This is a genomic window from Bacillus sp. NEAU-CP5, from assembly GCF_026420705.1.
GTDB classification, from domain to species: Bacteria; Bacillota; Bacilli; order Bacillales; family Bacillaceae; genus Bacillus; species Bacillus velezensis.
In genome coordinates this window covers 138190-152794 of record NZ_JAPMOV010000002.1, presented here as the reverse complement: position 1 = coordinate 152794, position 14605 = coordinate 138190, and the positions used below count along the sequence as shown (strand labels likewise).

Here is a 14605-nt window from a genome sequence, read left to right as displayed (position 1 = left end):
ATCTTTATTTTTCCAGTGCCAAAGCTTATCCGGAAAAAAACAAAAAGCACACGAATCTGTCCGTGTGCTTTTCTCTTACGATAATGCCATATCCGCCTTTTCGGCCATCAGTTCAGATTCTTTTATAATGTCCTGCAAAATGACTTCAGAGGAGTTAGGGAGGTGAAGGCTTTTAATATTGTCCTTCATCCGGTTCAGCTTCTCCTCATCCGCGAGAAGGGAGGTGACAGACTCTAAAATTTCTTCGTGGCGGTTGACCACGACAGCCGCACCGCGATCTTCAAAGAAAATGGCGTTTTCCTTTTCCTGTCCGGGAACCGGTTTGTACAAAATAACGGGTACGCCGATCGCCGTCGCTTCCGTCAGTGTGATGCCGCCCGGTTTCGTAATCATGCAGTCCGTAATACGGAACAGCTCGTCAATTCTTTCTACATAGCCCAGTACTTTCAGCCGGTCGGCATTGTCACCTTCCAAGCTGCTGAGGGATTCTTTCAGCGAGCTGTTTTTGCCGCATACCACCACAACCTGCACCTGATCGTCATGAACGAGATTTTCGCACAGTTCTTTTACGTTTTTCAGCACACCATGCGCTCCCGCCATAATAAGAAGAACTTTTTTGTCGGGAGAGAGATTGTATTTTTTATAAATCGGCTCTTTCGGCATCGATTCCTCGAATTGAGGCCTGATGGGAATGCCCGTGATCTTTACGTTGTTCGGGTGAGTGCCGATTTCAATCAGTTTTTCCTTCACGTAATCTGTGGCGACATAATATTTATCAACATTTTCATGAACCCAGATTTTGTGAAGGCAGAAATCGGTCATAACGTTGAACGTCGGGATCACTTTTCCGGTTCTCCGTCTGTATTCCGGTACGACAATCATCGGAAATGTATTGATAATAATGTCCGGCTTATGCTCTTCGACGAGCTGGCCTAAACGTTTATTTCCCATTTTAAAATAAATATTGAATTTGCGTTTATTATAGATTTTGTCAACTCCGTAATAAAACAAACGATAAAACTGTTTCCCGATTGAGAAGCTTTTTAAATAAAGGTATTGAGTAACCTCTGAAACAATCGGATTTGACTCTTGATACAAATTGGAAACCGTCACATCTAAGCCGAGACGCAGACATTGTTCGTAGAGCGTTTTGGCCACTTGAACATGCCCGTTTCCATAATTTGCAGTCAAAATTAATACTTTTTTATTGGTATTCAAGTAAATTCACCTCAATGTAATCAACAACAAGCAAGCTTCATGCATCGTAAGGAGTTATTGTCTATAGATAAACATAACACAAGTGCATCATTTTATAATAAGCGCGGCAACATATTTAAACTAAATTTAATTGATATGTTCCATTATTTTAAAGTTTTGTTATACGCATACTGAATCAAGAGTATTTTATCATATTTTTGTCACCGTATCACTTAAAACAAAAATTAATCCCATTCATACGGGGTTTCCTGATATACGTAATAATTCAGCCAATTCATAAACAATAACGTTGCATGAGCTTTCCAGCGGTTAACAGGTTCTTTCCCGCCGGGCGCAAAATAGTGCTTAGGAGCTTCTACGTTTGAAAGATTTCTCTCTATGTCTCTCTCATACTCCTGAAGTAACGTATCGGTATCATATTCAGGATGACCCGTTAAGAAAATCTGTTTTTCGTCTTTTGAAACGATTAAACAGACCCCCGCTTCCTCTGAAACGCTGAGCACATCCAGATCCGAAGCCGATTGCAGCTGCTCCGTATTAATATCTGTATGCCGTGAGTGGGGCACATAGTATAGCTCGTCAAATCCTCTTACCAATCTCTCATGTTTTTTAAGAACGGTATGCTCAAACACACCGAAGATTTTTTTCGGCAGCTCCACTTTCTCAATGCCGTAATGATAGTATAAACCGGCTTGAGCGCCCCAGCAGATATGGAGGGTTGAAGTGACGTTCGTTTTGCTCCATTCCATGATTTCCTTCAATTCTTCCCAGTAAGAAACATCTTCAAACGGCAGGTGCTCAATCGGAGCCCCGGTAATAATCATTCCGTCAAACCGTTTATGGCGGATGCTGGAAAAATCCGTATAAAATTCATCCAGATGCTGCCTTGCCGTATTTTTTGGAGTATGTGTGCTCGGAATTAAGAACGTAAAGTGAACTTGTAAAGGTGAATTCCCAAGCATCCTGAGGAGCTGGGTTTCCGTTTGGATTTTTTTCGGCATCAGATTTAAAATCACGATCTTCTGCGGCCGGATATCCTGATGAAAAGCCCGGCTTTCATCCATTACAAAGATGTGTTCACTTTCAAGCACCTGCTTAGCGGGCAGGTGATTTGGTATATTAATAGGCAACATGCCACCTCCGTTATTCCCCGTTAATTTTCTTCATTATAGAAATTTTTAAGCCATTTTTCAATCCATCCCGGCGTAATAAACCGCATTTAACGCATAATGACAAGGATAAAAGCGGCAAATGGGCATAAATTCGGAGCGGCTCTTTATTATGACGGGTAAAGAGCCGTTTGGTTCCTCGAAAAAAACGTTTTCCGTTAAGTGGAAGGAAAAAGCGGTTTCCGTTTGTTTTGCAGTGTAAAACAGGTAAAATAAATGAAGAATGTAAAAAGGAGGGCCGCAGATGACAATTTACGATATAAACGTACGGACCATAACAGGCGAAGACATGACGCTATCGGCTTACAGAGGTAAGGTGATGATCATTGTGAATACAGCAAGCAAATGCGGGTTCACATCCCAGCTCAAGCAGCTTCAGGAGCTCTATGATACATATCGGGAGGAAGGTCTTGAAATATTGGGATTTCCCTGCAACCAATTCATGAACCAAGAACCTGGAAACGAAGCTGAAATTCAAGAGTTCTGTGTGAAAAACTACGGAGTCACATTCCCGATGTTTGCGAAAGTTGATGTCAATGGAGCAGACGCTCATCCTCTCTTCACATATCTGACGGAACAGGCGAAGGGGATGCTCGGCACAAAAGCGGTCAAATGGAATTTCACTAAGTTTATCGTGGACCGAAACGGTGAAGTCACCGGGCGTTTTTCACCGAACGTCAACCCAAAAGAGCTTGAAGATACGGTGCAGAGGCTTTTGGCCCGATAAGAGGTGATACGGTGAACGAAAAAGAGCAGCTGGAAAGCGTCAGGAATTGGGTCAGAGAAAAGCTTATTAATGAACGGACGGGTCATGACTGGCTTCATATTTCCCGGGTCGCAACACTTTCTGTTTATATGGCAAAAGAAGAAGGCGCCGACTTATTTATCACTGAGACGGCCGCGCTGGTTCATGATCTGATTGACGCCAAGCTCGAAAAAAGCGAAAGGCTGACGGCAGGCGAAGTGACAGAACGGCTGGCTGCTTTCAACATCGCGGCTGGCTCCATTCAGGAGATCGCGGATATTATCACGAGAATGTCATTCAGACACAGGGAACTGCTGAAAAAGCGGCCGCTTTCATTGGAGGGGAAAGTTGTTCAGGATGCAGACATGCTTGATGCGATCGGCGCAGCGGGCATCGGCAGGGCTTTTATGTTTGCCGGCGCGAAGGGTCACCCGATGTACGGAACTCAAACAAGTGTGCTGGCCCATATAGAGGATAAATTAATCAAGCTTAAAGGCTTAATGAATACAAAAGCGGGGGCCGGTTTAGCAGAGGAGCGGCATCAATTTCTTTTGCAGTTCGCCGCCCGTATCCAAAAAGAGGCCGGCATTTGCAAAAGCTGAGCGGCGCAATAGAACGCTTGTGCCGACTATGTTAGAATAAGTGTCAGATTGCGCATAGGAGGACCAATATGAAGATTAAATCAATAGAACCGACGCCGAGTCCGAACACGATGAAAGTGATTTTGACTGAAGAGCTTCCGGCAGGGAAAAGCAACAATTACAAGCCCGATCAGGCAGATGATGCTCCGGCTGTCGTACGTGATATTTTAAACATTGAAGGAGTAAAGGGCGTTTATCACGTTGCCGATTTCCTGGCTGTGGAGAGAAACGCCCGTTTTGACTGGAAGGAAATTCTGCCTCAGGTCCGTTCCGCCTTCGGAATGGAACATACGGAGCAGTCTGAGAGCCGTTCTGAACAGGAATCGTTCGGTGAAGTGAAGGTTTTCGTACAAATGTTCAGCGGAATCCCGATGCAGGTCAAATTGACGGACGGCGAACGTGAAGAGCGCTTCGGCCTTCCGGAACGTTTCCAAGAAGCCATCTTAAAGCTGCGTTCCGAAGCTTCAAATGTTGTATTTGAGCGGGCCTGGAAAGAACAAGGCGTGCGCTTCGGGGATTTTACCGAAATCGGACACGATGTCACAGAAGAGCTTCAGGCCGCCTACAGTGATGAGCGGCTCAAACGTCTGACAGAAGCAGCCGCACAGCAAAAGGGTGAGGCCAAACCGGCAGTGCAGCGGAAAGCTTATAAAGTGACATTGGAGATGCTTGATGATGAAGACTGGAAACAGCGCTATGCCCATCTTGAGCAAATGGATCCGGATGAAGACGATTTACCAGTATTGGAAAAGGCGCTGCATGATCCGAAGACTTCGATCAGAAGACAAGCCGTCGTTTATTTGGGAATGATCGAAAAACCGTCTGTGCTTCCGCTGTTATACAAAGCGCTTGAAGACAAAACGGTGACGGTCAGAAGGACGGCGGGTGACTGTCTGTCGGATCTCGGCGATGCGAGCGCCATCCCGGCCATGATGAAATCGCTCAGTGACTCAAGTAAGCTCGTGCGCTGGCGCGCGGCCATGTTTTTATATGAAGTCGGCGATGAAAGCGCGCTGGAAGCATTAAAAGCGGCGGAAGACGATCCGGAATTCGAAGTCAGCCTGCAAGTCAAAATGGCGATTGAACGGATTGAGCACGGAGAAGAGGCGAAAGGTTCAGTCTGGAAACAGATGACTGAAAGCAGAAAAAAAGAACAGTTATAACAAAAAGGTGCGCCATGCACCTTTTTTATTTGAATTCACTTTTTATAAAAATTATTTAGAATATTGTTGAAAAATGATTCAAAACTCTATATAGTAAGTACAATATTAATTGTTGGAGGGTTTTTATCGAAATACAGAAAGAATAGAAAAGCGAGACAGGGCAAAGACACTGTAAAATTTGCAGAACACGCCCTAGAATAAACTGAAAATTTTAAAAATAATGCACAGTCTAAAAACAGTAGGGGGATCACCATGGCAGAATTACGCAGCAACATGATCACACAGGGAATTGACAGAGCGCCGCACCGCAGCCTTCTTCGCGCTGCCGGCGTAAAAGAAGAAGACTTCGGCAAGCCGTTTATCGCGGTCTGTAATTCATACATCGATATCGTTCCCGGGCATGTTCACCTGCAGGAATTTGGAAAAATCGTAAAAGAAGCAATCAGGGAAGCGGGCGGTGTGCCTTTTGAATTTAACACGATCGGAGTAGATGACGGAATCGCGATGGGGCATATCGGCATGAGATATTCGCTGCCGAGCCGCGAAATCATTGCCGATTCAGTTGAAACGGTCGTCTCGGCTCACTGGTTTGACGGAATGGTCTGCATTCCGAACTGCGACAAAATTACGCCGGGAATGCTGATGGCGGCTATGCGGATTAATATTCCGACCATTTTTGTCAGCGGGGGGCCGATGGCAGCCGGCCGCACAAGCGACGGCCGCAAAATTTCGCTTTCTTCAGTATTTGAAGGCGTCGGCGCATATCAAGCCGGGAAAATCGGTGAAAGCGACCTGCAGGAGCTGGAACAGTTCGGCTGCCCGACGTGCGGATCTTGTTCGGGCATGTTTACGGCAAACTCCATGAACTGTCTGTCTGAAGCGCTCGGTCTGGCGCTTCCTGGAAACGGGACAATTCTAGCAACTTCACCGGAGAGAAGAGAGTTTGTGAAGAAATCAGCGGCCCAATTGATGGAGACCATCAAAAAAGACATTAAGCCGCGCGATATCGTCACCGAAAAAGCGATTGACAACGCATTTGCGTTAGACATGGCTCTCGGCGGCTCAACCAACACTGTGCTTCATACGCTTGCGCTTGCCAATGAAGCTGGGGTTGAGTACTCTTTAGAACGCATTAACGAAGTGGCTGAACGAGTGCCTCACATATCGAAATTGGCGCCGGCCTCGGACGTCTTCATTGAGGATCTTCACGAAGCGGGCGGAGTCTCGGCGGCCCTTAATGAATTGGCGAAAAAAGAAGGAGCGCTTCATCTTGACGCGCTGACTGTAACAGGCCGCACACTCGGAGAAACAATTGCGGGTCATGAAGTAAAGGATTATGACGTGATTCATCCGATTGACAATCCGTTTACCGAAAAAGGCGGTTTGGCCGTCCTATTTGGGAATCTGGCTCCGGACGGCGCCATTATTAAAACAGGCGGCGTACAGGACGGGATTACAAGACATGAAGGGCCCGCTGTCGTCTTTGATTCCCAGGAAGCCGCGCTTGAAGGCATTATAAACCGCAAAGTAAAAGAAGGAGATGTTGTCATTATCCGTTATGAAGGGCCAAAGGGCGGCCCGGGCATGCCGGAGATGCTCGCTCCGACGTCTCAAATTGTCGGAATGGGGCTTGGCCCGAAAGTAGCGCTTATTACAGACGGCCGTTTTTCAGGAGCGTCCCGGGGCCTTTCAATCGGTCACGTATCGCCTGAAGCGGCTGAAGGCGGCCCGCTCGCATTCGTAGAAAACGGCGACCATGTCATCGTTGACATAGAAAAACGGATTTTGGACGTACAAGTGCCTGAAGAAGAATGGGAAAAACGCAAGGCCGAATGGAAAGGCTTCGAGCCGAAAGTAAAAACAGGATATCTAGCCCGGTATTCCAAACTCGTAACAAGCGCCAATACAGGCGGAATCATGAAAATATAAAACAGAGGCCTGAACAATTGAATTCCGGCCCCCTCTATAGTATCCTTGACTTCATATAAGGATTTTAGAGGGGGCTTTTTTATGTCAATGGCTTATGAAGAATATATGCGCCAGCTGGTCGTGCCGATGCGCCGTGAGCTGACGGGTGCGGGTTTTCAGGAATTAACGACTGCTGAAGAAGTAGAAAGCTTTATGGAACAGGCAGAGGGCACGACATTGGTCGTTGTCAACTCCGTGTGCGGCTGTGCAGCCGGTCTTGCCCGTCCGGCTGCGACTCAGGCTGTTTTACAGCATGAAAAAGCGCCTGATCATACGGTTACCGTATTTGCCGGTCAAGATAAAGACGCAACAGCAAAAATGCGTGAATATTTTACGGGGCAGGAACCTTCCTCGCCTTCAATGGCGCTGTTAAAAGGGAAAGAGGTCGTTCATTTTATTCCCCGCCACGAAATCGAAGGGCATAACATGGAGGAAATTATGAAAAATCTGACGGATGCCTTCGATGCGCACTGCTGAAATGCCCGAATTCCGGGCATTTTCTTTTTGGAGAAAAAAATGATCACAACGAGTTACAGACCAAGCGAATATACGATACACACAGCGCAGTCACTCAGTGTCAAGCTGGGTGACACTTACTGCAGCCGCAATAAACAGCCCATTGAAAAAATGCTGGAACGAGCGGCTGGCGATCTTTTAGTCATCGGAAAGGAACGGTTCGAACTTTACACGAAGCAAGGGGAGAAGTTCTTTTTTCACCCGAATACAGCGATGTTCCGCACAAAGCGGTTTTTGAGAGGGGAAGCCGAGCCGTTGTTAAAAGCAGCCGGATTACGCGAAGGGGATTCCTTTTTAGATTGTACGCTCGGCCTGGCATCCGATGCGATTTTGGCAAGCCTGGCAGTCGGAAAAAGCGGACAAGTCATCGGCCTGGAGAAAAACAAGCTTGTCTCATTGCTTGTAGAAACAGGACTTCAAACGTGGGAAACCGGAATGGAGCAGCTCCAAACCGCCATGAAACGCATTCAGGTCAAACATGCCGACTGCGCCGATTATTTGCGGGAGCTTCCTGATTCATCGGTAGATGTCATTTATTTTGACCCGATGTTTCACGAACCTGTTGAAACGTCAGACGGCATTGCACCGCTCCGCGCGCTGGCAGAAGAGGGTTTTAACGAAGAGTGCATCACGCAAGCCGTCCGGGCGGCGAAAAAATGCGTAGTGCTTAAAGACCATTGGAAAAGCCCGCGGTTTGAACGATACGGCTTCAAGGTGCTGAAAAGAAAGACGGCGCTTTTCCACTTTGGTGTCATCCATGTGAGCTCATGATATCATGGGCTTCTTTTTCGTTAATCAGTGATTTCCATAACGACAAAATAAAGCAGTGTGAGAAGTGATACAGTCGCAAATAAAGCGTTAATCATCCCATCCCCTCCTTTTTCTCCTTCTTATTGTAAGCGGTTTATCCGCTCGGTCACAGTTACCAATTTCCCATATTGCATGATAATACGCTGCCGGACATGACGCCGCGCTTTCATCTATGCTAAAATAAAGGAAAAGAGGACAATAAAACAGAGGGGAACAATCTGTCATGAAATTGTGGATGAAAAAGACCCTTGTGGTTCTGTTTACCATTGTAACGTTCGGACTCGTGTCTCCTCCGGCTGCTTTGATGACAGACAAGCCTTCAGGACAGTCGAGCAGTCTTGAGCAGAATGATTACACCGCTTTTTATGATGAACACGCCCTGCCGGGAGAAGAGAAGGCAGGGCGGGAGCCTGAATTACTGTTTCAATCGTATCAGCAGCAGCTTCTCGGTGATGCTGAAAATCAATCATTTTTAAAATTCGGCAGCAAAATCTCTCCGGTCATTGAAGATGATTACAGAAGTGAAATTCTGCCGAAAATCGAAGATGTGATCACAGGACATTTGGCCAAGTTTCAAGATGATGAAGCGTATCAGGATGTGGTTATTTCCAGCAAACCGTCAGCCGGAAAAACTGAAAAAATTTTTCATGTGTATAACAGGCTGACGGGTGAAGATCTTTTAAGGTTCCACGTCCGCCGGGATCATCCTCCGCAAGACGGCTACTGGTTTAATTTTCATTACCATACCGCTGAAGACGGATTTCAATCACATCATGAGCTCGGCAGCATTTACTGGGACCGCAATACGCCGCCTGACTGGATGAGCGTGTAATAGCGAGAAGAAATAAAAAAATCATTTCTGAGAAATTTTGCAGAAATGATTTTTTATTGTGTTACACTACTAAAAGACTACTTTAAAAGGATGAAAAAAATGAAACAATATAAAGATTTGTGCCGTCATGTGTTAGAAAACGGAGAAAAAAAAGGAGACCGTACGGGAACGGGTACGATCAGCACGTTCGGCTACCAAATGCGGTTTAACCTTCAGGAAGGTTTCCCGATGCTTACGACGAAAAAGCTCCATTTTAAGTCCATCGCGCATGAGCTGCTTTGGTTTTTAAAAGGAGATACGAATGTCCGCTACCTTCAGGAAAACGGAGTCCGCATCTGGAACGAATGGGCGGATGAAAACGGAGAACTCGGACCGGTTTACGGTTCTCAATGGCGTTCATGGCGCGGAGCGGACGGCGAGACCATTGATCAAATCTCCCGGCTGATTCACGACATCAAGACAAACCCGAATTCCAGACGTTTAATCGTCAGCGCCTGGAATGTCGGCGAAATTGATCATATGGCGCTTCCGCCTTGCCACTGCCTGTTTCAGTTTTATGTCGCGGACGGAAAACTGTCGTGCCAGCTTTATCAGCGCTCAGCGGATGTCTTTCTCGGCGTGCCGTTTAATATTGCGTCTTATGCGCTTTTAACAATGATGATCGCGCATGTGACGGGGCTTGAACCGGGTGAGTTTGTTCATACATTCGGAGACGTCCACATTTACCAAAACCATATGGAGCAGGTGAATTTGCAGCTGACAAGGGATGTCCGTCCGCTGCCGAAACTGCGGTTTGCGCGAAATGTTGATTCTATTTTTGATTTTACGTTTGAAGACTTTATCATTGAGGATTATGACCCGCATCCGCACATAAAAGGAGCTGTCAGCGTATGATTTCGTTTATTTTTGCGATGGATGAAAACCGGCTGATCGGAAAAGATAACGATCTGCCTTGGCACCTTCCCGATGATCTCGCATATTTCAAAAAAGTGACGACGGGTCACACCATTGTAATGGGGCGGAAAACGTTTGAATCAATCGGACGCCCGCTTCCGAACCGGCGTAACATCGTTGTAACCTCACGGGACGAATCTTTATTCCCGGGCTGTATTACTGCCGACTCGGCTGAGGAAGTGCTCAAGCTGATCCCGGCAGATGAAGAATGCTTTGTGATCGGCGGCGCCCAGCTGTACAGTGCGCTCTTTCCTTATGCGGATAGACTCTACATGACAAAAATTCACCATGTCTTTGAAGGAGACCGTTTTTTTCCGGAATTTAATGAAGCTGAATGGGAATTGACATCCCGCAAACAGGGAGTAAAAGATGAAAAAAACCCTTACGATTATGAGTACCTTGTATACGAGAAAAAGAATTGATTTAAGCAGGGGGACAAGAATTGATTCGTTACGGCTGCCTTGTGATGTACGTTGTATTTATGTTCATGAAAAATATTCAGGAATATATCAATCAAAAAGAGCTTGACCCGCGGCTTTCTTTTCAAAAACAGATGAGGCTGGTGTATGAGAGGCCGAAAGCCTTTATGAGAGGCTGCATTGACGTGTCGGGATCGGCAATCGGCATTCATCATGATCAGCCGATACCGGACGGCCCCGTATTGTATGTGCATCCCAGATTGCGCCCGGCTGATCTGCTGCTGCTTGCGGGACATCTTGAAGAGCCGGCTGGTTTTATCGCTGGCGAGAAAGCTTTCCGGATGCCGTTTCTCGGGAAATGGCTGCGGCTGATGGGTATCATTTGTGACGGAGACAGCCGGGATGCCGTGTTTCAGGAGGCGGAAGTCCGTCTGCAAAAAGGGCAAAGCCTGATTCTGTCCGAAGACGGCAAAATCAATCCGGAGGAACTGGCTCTTCGTTTCGATCTCCCGATTGTGCCCGTCAGCACTTCGGGAACAGACCGGCTGCTGAGGGGCAGATTACTGAAACGGCTGAAACCGGCTGACATTGAATTACATATAAAGCCCGCTTATTATCCGGCCGGTCAGAAACGGCTCCGTGCATAAAAAAAGCACAGTCTCTATAGAGAGGCTGTGCTTTTTTATTTCAGATAAAGGGAACTTTGACGCAATAAAACAAAATACAGAAAAACATCGAGGCGCTGCCGCCTAAAACAAAACTGTGCCAAATGGCGTGATGATACGGAACCTTTCTCCAAATATAAAATATTGTGCCGGCGGAATACAATAAGCCGCCGAAAAGAAGAAGGCCGAAACCGGGGCCTGACAGCGAAGCGTACAGCGGTTTAATGGCGACGATGATCAGCCAGCCCATCAATAAATAGACAAGCGTTGAAAAAATGATAAACCGCTTCACGAAAAAGATTTTAAACACGATGCCTCCGATGGCAAGCGACCAAACAATAATTAAAAGGGTCAGACCGAGCGCCCCTTTAAGGGGTCCTAATAAAAATGGCGTATATGTTCCGGCTATTAATACGTATATCGCGGAATGATCCACAATTTCAAGAATGTCTTTCGTTTTTTTATGCTGAATGCTGTGCAAAAGAGTCGAGCTGAGATACAGCAGCAGCATTGAAGCGCCAAAGATTGAAAAGCTGACGATGTCTGTCGGCGAGCCGTATTTCACCGCGAAGATAATGAGAAAAATAAGCGCCGGAATCGACAGCAATACACCGATTCCGTGTGTGACGGCATTTGCGATTTCTTCTTTTATTGTGAACAATCAAATGTCCTCCTTTTTAAAGGATTTGTTTTTGCAGTGACTGCAAAAAGCTCAACCCTTCTAATGTAATTTTTGTTCCTGCGCGTCCTCGGCCTTTTGTCACATAGTGCATCTTTTCTAAGTAATCAAGCCTGTTTCTGACCTGCTGGGGCGATAATGTCATTGTGCTGTTTTCGCTTAATTCGGATATGCTCCGTCTGCTGGCGGGTTCGCCCTTTGTATTTAAGTCTTTAATTGATTCCAAAATAAACAAAAACTCTTCTTTCTCCATCAATGTCAGCCGTTTTTCTTTTTTCTTAGCTGTTTTCGCTTTCTGGCTGTTTTTGATATACAGCGGGACATCATCGGGATAAATCGTGCTGCCGGATGCTGCCGCGGCCATATAGTACGCCGCATTTTGAAGTTCTCTGATGTTGCCGTTAAAGGTGTGCCGCTCAAACAGCGGATAAACGGACGGATCGATATGAACATGCTGCCCCGTGGCTGACAGCATATGCTGCAAAAGAAGCGGTATATCGCTTTTTCGTTCAGATAAAGCAGGGAGCGGAAGGCATAACACGTGAAGCCTGTAAAATAAATCTTGGCTGAACGTATTTTCTGCGCCGGTATCGCCAAGATCCGCCGTGCTGCTTGCAATGATGCGGGCGGAAATTCCGGCGTCCAGCTCGGAAAGAAGGCGGGTCTGTACCGAGAGCGGCATGTCTCCGATTTCATATAAGAATAATGTTCCGCGGCGGGCCCTGTTTAATGCACCTTCAGCGCTGAACAGTTCATATTCGAGCCGATCTTCGTTTTGGCTGCAGTGAACGGTAATAAATAGTTCGCTGTTTCTGCGGGATTTATGATGGATCGCTCTGGCCATTTGTTTTTTTCCGGTTCCGACTTCACCTGTTATGAAGACCGGCAAATCAGATAAGGCAAATTGCGAGGCCAATCGTTTCGCTTCTAAAAAGGTTTGATGTTCGCCGGCCAGCTGATAAAAAGGATCAGTTTGTTCAATTACATTCATGAATTGGCTCCTTTTGGTTCTAATTGGTTTAAGTATAACACGTTTGTGCGATCGAAAATATCTTTTTCTCTTGTATCGGTTCATTTATTTTTATTTACAAAATTAAAATAATTATCTTATTGTTTGAATATTCATGTTATAATGGCATATTAAATAGGGATTTAAATAAGAAAGGACTCTGTAAATGAAACCGTTGCTTAAAGAAGACTCTCTCATCCAGGTAAAAGACATTTTAAAAGCGCACCAAAATGTAAAGGACGTTGTGATACATACGCCTTTGCAGAGGAATGACAGACTTTCTGAGAGGTATGGCTGCAATATCTATTTGAAAAGGGAAGACCTGCAGGTGGTCAGATCATTTAAGCTCAGAGGGGCTTATAATAAAATGAGGCAGCTCTCAAAAGAGCAGACTGAAAACGGAATTGTATGCGCAAGTGCGGGAAACCATGCGCAGGGGGTTGCGTTTTCATGCAAACACCTCGGCATTCACGGCAAGATTTTTATGCCGTCAACCACACCGAGACAGAAAGTATCCCAAGTGGAACTGTTCGGAAAAGAATTTGTTGAAATCATATTGACGGGTGACACTTTCGATGATGCGTATAAAAGTTCTGCGGAATGCTGTGAAAAAGAAAACCGCACGTTTATTCATCCGTTTGACGATCCCGATGTCATTGCCGGACAGGGAACGGCTGCCATCGAAATTTTAAATGACATTGACGTTGAACCGCATTTTCTTTTTGCAAGCGTAGGGGGAGGGGGACTCCTGTCCGGGCTCGGCACGTACATGAAAAACATCTCGCCGGATACAAAAATCATAGCGGTAGAGCCGAAGGGCGCAGCCTCCTATTTTGAATCGAAAAAAGCCGGACAAGTGGTTGAACTTGAGAAAATTGATAAATTTGTCGATGGGGCGGCCGTAAAAAAAATCGGCGCCGAAACCTTTCAAACGCTCGAAACCGTCGTCGATGACGTTGTGCTTGTCCCGGAAGGAAAAGTGTGCAGCACGATTCTCGAATTATATAATCAATGCGCCATCGTAGCGGAGCCGGCGGGTGCATTGTCCGTGTCAGCACTTGATCTGTACAAGGAAGAGATTAAAGGGAAAAACGTCATCTGCATGGTCAGCGGAGGGAATAACGACATCGGCAGAATGCAGGAGATGAAGGAACGCTCCATGATTTACGAGGGACTGCAGCATTATTTTATCGTTAATTTCCCGCAAAGGGCGGGAGCGCTTCGCGAATACCTTGATGAAGTGCTCGGGCCTGATGATGACATCACCCGGTTTGAATACACGAAAAAAAATAACAAAAGCAGCGGCCCCGCATTGGTCGGCATTGAGCTCAAGCATCGGGAAGATTACGGTGCGCTCATTGCCCGGATGAATCAAAAAGGATTTCATTACGTAGAGGTGAATAAAGATCAGGATCTGTTCCACCTGTTAATCTGACTTTTTTTAGAACGGCCGCGCAAAATGACAGACACGCTTTCTCAGATTGTATATAATAAAAAGAAAACAATCGAAAAAGAAGGATTGATATCTTGTTACTCAAAAGCCTAGAGTTCAAACGACAGGACGGGATTCAGGTAAAAGTGACAGAAATACCGGTTGTCACGGAAGGTGAACATTATTTTTTTCAAATTCATCAGCACCTTGAGCTTTATTTGAGAGAGGTTTTTGCTTCACAAAGTGTGAGAACAGTGTATTCATTCCGACAATATGTCAAGCGCCGTATGAAGTGGAAAGATTACGAGGCCGTTTTCAACCAAGAGATTTTAAAACACAACGCATAACGGTGCATATTCCTTAGCGCCTTCCTTTTGATAAGGGA

General features: G+C 46.0%; 16 protein-coding genes. 12 read left to right on the top strand and 4 right to left on the bottom strand.

The features are described from left to right. Nucleotides 1-75 precede the first annotated feature (75 nt). Both OTK50_RS05895 and metA read right to left on the bottom strand, forming a co-directional pair. Nucleotides 76-1218: a diglucosyl diacylglycerol synthase gene (locus OTK50_RS05895; RefSeq protein WP_032873307.1), complete on the bottom strand. Its 1143-nt coding sequence runs from the start codon at nucleotides 1216-1218 to the stop codon at nucleotides 76-78. A 224-nt stretch (nucleotides 1219-1442) separates the two neighbouring features. Continuing rightward, nucleotides 1443-2348 carry a homoserine O-acetyltransferase MetA gene (gene metA / locus OTK50_RS05890; RefSeq protein ID WP_003153608.1) on the bottom strand — a complete coding sequence of 302 codons (906 nt, stop codon included), beginning with the start codon at nucleotides 2346-2348 and terminating at the stop codon, nucleotides 1443-1445. A gap of 283 nt (nucleotides 2349-2631) precedes the next feature. On the opposite strand from metA, the gene OTK50_RS05885 reads away from it, so the two are divergent. The 10 genes from OTK50_RS05885 (at nucleotide 2632) to OTK50_RS05840 (ending at nucleotide 11082) form a co-directional block, all read left to right on the top strand. After that, a complete protein-coding gene (locus OTK50_RS05885; protein ID WP_007409521.1) occupies nucleotides 2632-3114 on the top strand; it encodes a glutathione peroxidase in 483 nt (160 codons plus the stop codon). Nucleotides 3115-3125: 11 nt separating this feature from the next. Then, on the top strand, nucleotides 3126-3734 hold the full coding sequence (locus OTK50_RS05880; RefSeq protein WP_044802178.1) for an HD domain-containing protein: 609 nt from the start codon (nucleotides 3126-3128) through the stop codon (nucleotides 3732-3734). Nucleotides 3735-3802: 68 nt separating this feature from the next. Then, complete coding sequence (locus OTK50_RS05875; RefSeq protein WP_032873313.1) at nucleotides 3803-4936, top strand: conserved virulence factor C family protein; 1134 nt, start codon at nucleotides 3803-3805, stop codon at nucleotides 4934-4936. A 252-nt stretch (nucleotides 4937-5188) separates the two neighbouring features. Further along, nucleotides 5189-6865, top strand: coding sequence for a dihydroxy-acid dehydratase (gene ilvD / locus OTK50_RS05870; protein WP_239033989.1), 1677 nt, complete (start codon nucleotides 5189-5191; stop codon nucleotides 6863-6865). Nucleotides 6866-6946: 81 nt separating this feature from the next. Further along, a complete protein-coding gene (locus OTK50_RS05865) occupies nucleotides 6947-7381 on the top strand; it encodes a BrxA/BrxB family bacilliredoxin (protein ID WP_224223620.1) in 435 nt (144 codons plus the stop codon). A gap of 39 nt (nucleotides 7382-7420) precedes the next feature. Continuing rightward, entirely contained in the window at nucleotides 7421-8191 is a 771-nt protein-coding gene (locus OTK50_RS05860; RefSeq protein WP_224223619.1) for a class I SAM-dependent methyltransferase, read from the top strand. Between the two features lie 262 nt (nucleotides 8192-8453). After that, nucleotides 8454-9062, top strand: a complete 609-nt coding sequence (locus OTK50_RS05855; RefSeq protein ID WP_007409526.1) for a YpjP family protein — start codon at nucleotides 8454-8456, stop codon at nucleotides 9060-9062. 99 nt (nucleotides 9063-9161) lie between these two features. Next, nucleotides 9162-9956, top strand: coding sequence for a thymidylate synthase (locus OTK50_RS05850; protein WP_239033990.1), 795 nt, complete (start codon nucleotides 9162-9164; stop codon nucleotides 9954-9956). Continuing rightward, complete coding sequence (locus OTK50_RS05845) at nucleotides 9953-10438, top strand: dihydrofolate reductase (protein ID WP_007409527.1); 486 nt, start codon at nucleotides 9953-9955, stop codon at nucleotides 10436-10438. Before OTK50_RS05850 ends, OTK50_RS05845 begins: the two co-directional genes overlap by 4 nt. A 20-nt stretch (nucleotides 10439-10458) precedes the next feature. Then, the gene (locus OTK50_RS05840) at nucleotides 10459-11082 is read left to right on the top strand and encodes a lysophospholipid acyltransferase family protein (protein ID WP_044802184.1); all 624 of its coding nucleotides are present in this window, start codon (nucleotides 10459-10461) and stop codon (nucleotides 11080-11082) included. Nucleotides 11083-11122: 40 nt separating this feature from the next. Here the strand turns inward: OTK50_RS05840 and trhA are convergent, their stop codons facing one another. After that, entirely contained in the window at nucleotides 11123-11761 is a 639-nt protein-coding gene (gene trhA, locus OTK50_RS05835) for a PAQR family membrane homeostasis protein TrhA (RefSeq protein WP_007612091.1), read from the bottom strand. Between the two features lie 16 nt (nucleotides 11762-11777). Further along, nucleotides 11778-12770: a sigma-54-dependent transcriptional regulator gene (locus tag OTK50_RS05830; protein WP_224223618.1), complete on the bottom strand. Its 993-nt coding sequence runs from the start codon at nucleotides 12768-12770 to the stop codon at nucleotides 11778-11780. A 184-nt stretch (nucleotides 12771-12954) separates the two neighbouring features. Here OTK50_RS05830 and ilvA point away from each other — a divergent pair, with 184 nt between their 5' ends. Then, entirely contained in the window at nucleotides 12955-14223 is a 1269-nt protein-coding gene (gene ilvA, locus OTK50_RS05825) for a threonine ammonia-lyase IlvA (protein ID WP_224223617.1), read from the top strand. 92 nt (nucleotides 14224-14315) lie between these two features. After that, on the top strand, nucleotides 14316-14567 hold the full coding sequence (locus OTK50_RS05820) for a DUF2535 family protein (RefSeq protein ID WP_007409532.1): 252 nt from the start codon (nucleotides 14316-14318) through the stop codon (nucleotides 14565-14567). The last annotated feature ends 38 nt before the right edge of the window (nucleotides 14568-14605 follow it).

What these genes read in the sequence shown, in the direction of transcription:
- OTK50_RS05885 (WP_007409521.1), top strand. Translation starts at nt 2,632, where the DNA reads ATGACAATTTACGATATAAACGTACGGACCATAACAGGCGAAGACATG.
- OTK50_RS05875 (WP_032873313.1), top strand. Translation starts at nt 3,803, where the DNA reads ATGAAGATTAAATCAATAGAACCGACGCCGAGTCCGAACACGATGAAA.
- ilvD (WP_239033989.1), top strand. Translation starts at nt 5,189, where the DNA reads ATGGCAGAATTACGCAGCAACATGATCACACAGGGAATTGACAGAGCG.
- OTK50_RS05865 (WP_224223620.1), top strand. Translation starts at nt 6,947, where the DNA reads ATGTCAATGGCTTATGAAGAATATATGCGCCAGCTGGTCGTGCCGATG.
- OTK50_RS05860 (WP_224223619.1), top strand. Translation starts at nt 7,421, where the DNA reads ATGATCACAACGAGTTACAGACCAAGCGAATATACGATACACACAGCG.
- OTK50_RS05855 (WP_007409526.1), top strand. Translation starts at nt 8,454, where the DNA reads ATGAAATTGTGGATGAAAAAGACCCTTGTGGTTCTGTTTACCATTGTA.
- OTK50_RS05850 (WP_239033990.1), top strand. Translation starts at nt 9,162, where the DNA reads ATGAAACAATATAAAGATTTGTGCCGTCATGTGTTAGAAAACGGAGAA.
- OTK50_RS05845 (WP_007409527.1), top strand. Translation starts at nt 9,953, where the DNA reads ATGATTTCGTTTATTTTTGCGATGGATGAAAACCGGCTGATCGGAAAA.
- OTK50_RS05830 (WP_224223618.1), bottom strand. Translation starts at nt 12,770, where the DNA reads ATGAATGTAATTGAACAAACTGATCCTTTTTATCAGCTGGCCGGCGAA.
- ilvA (WP_224223617.1), top strand. Translation starts at nt 12,955, where the DNA reads ATGAAACCGTTGCTTAAAGAAGACTCTCTCATCCAGGTAAAAGACATT.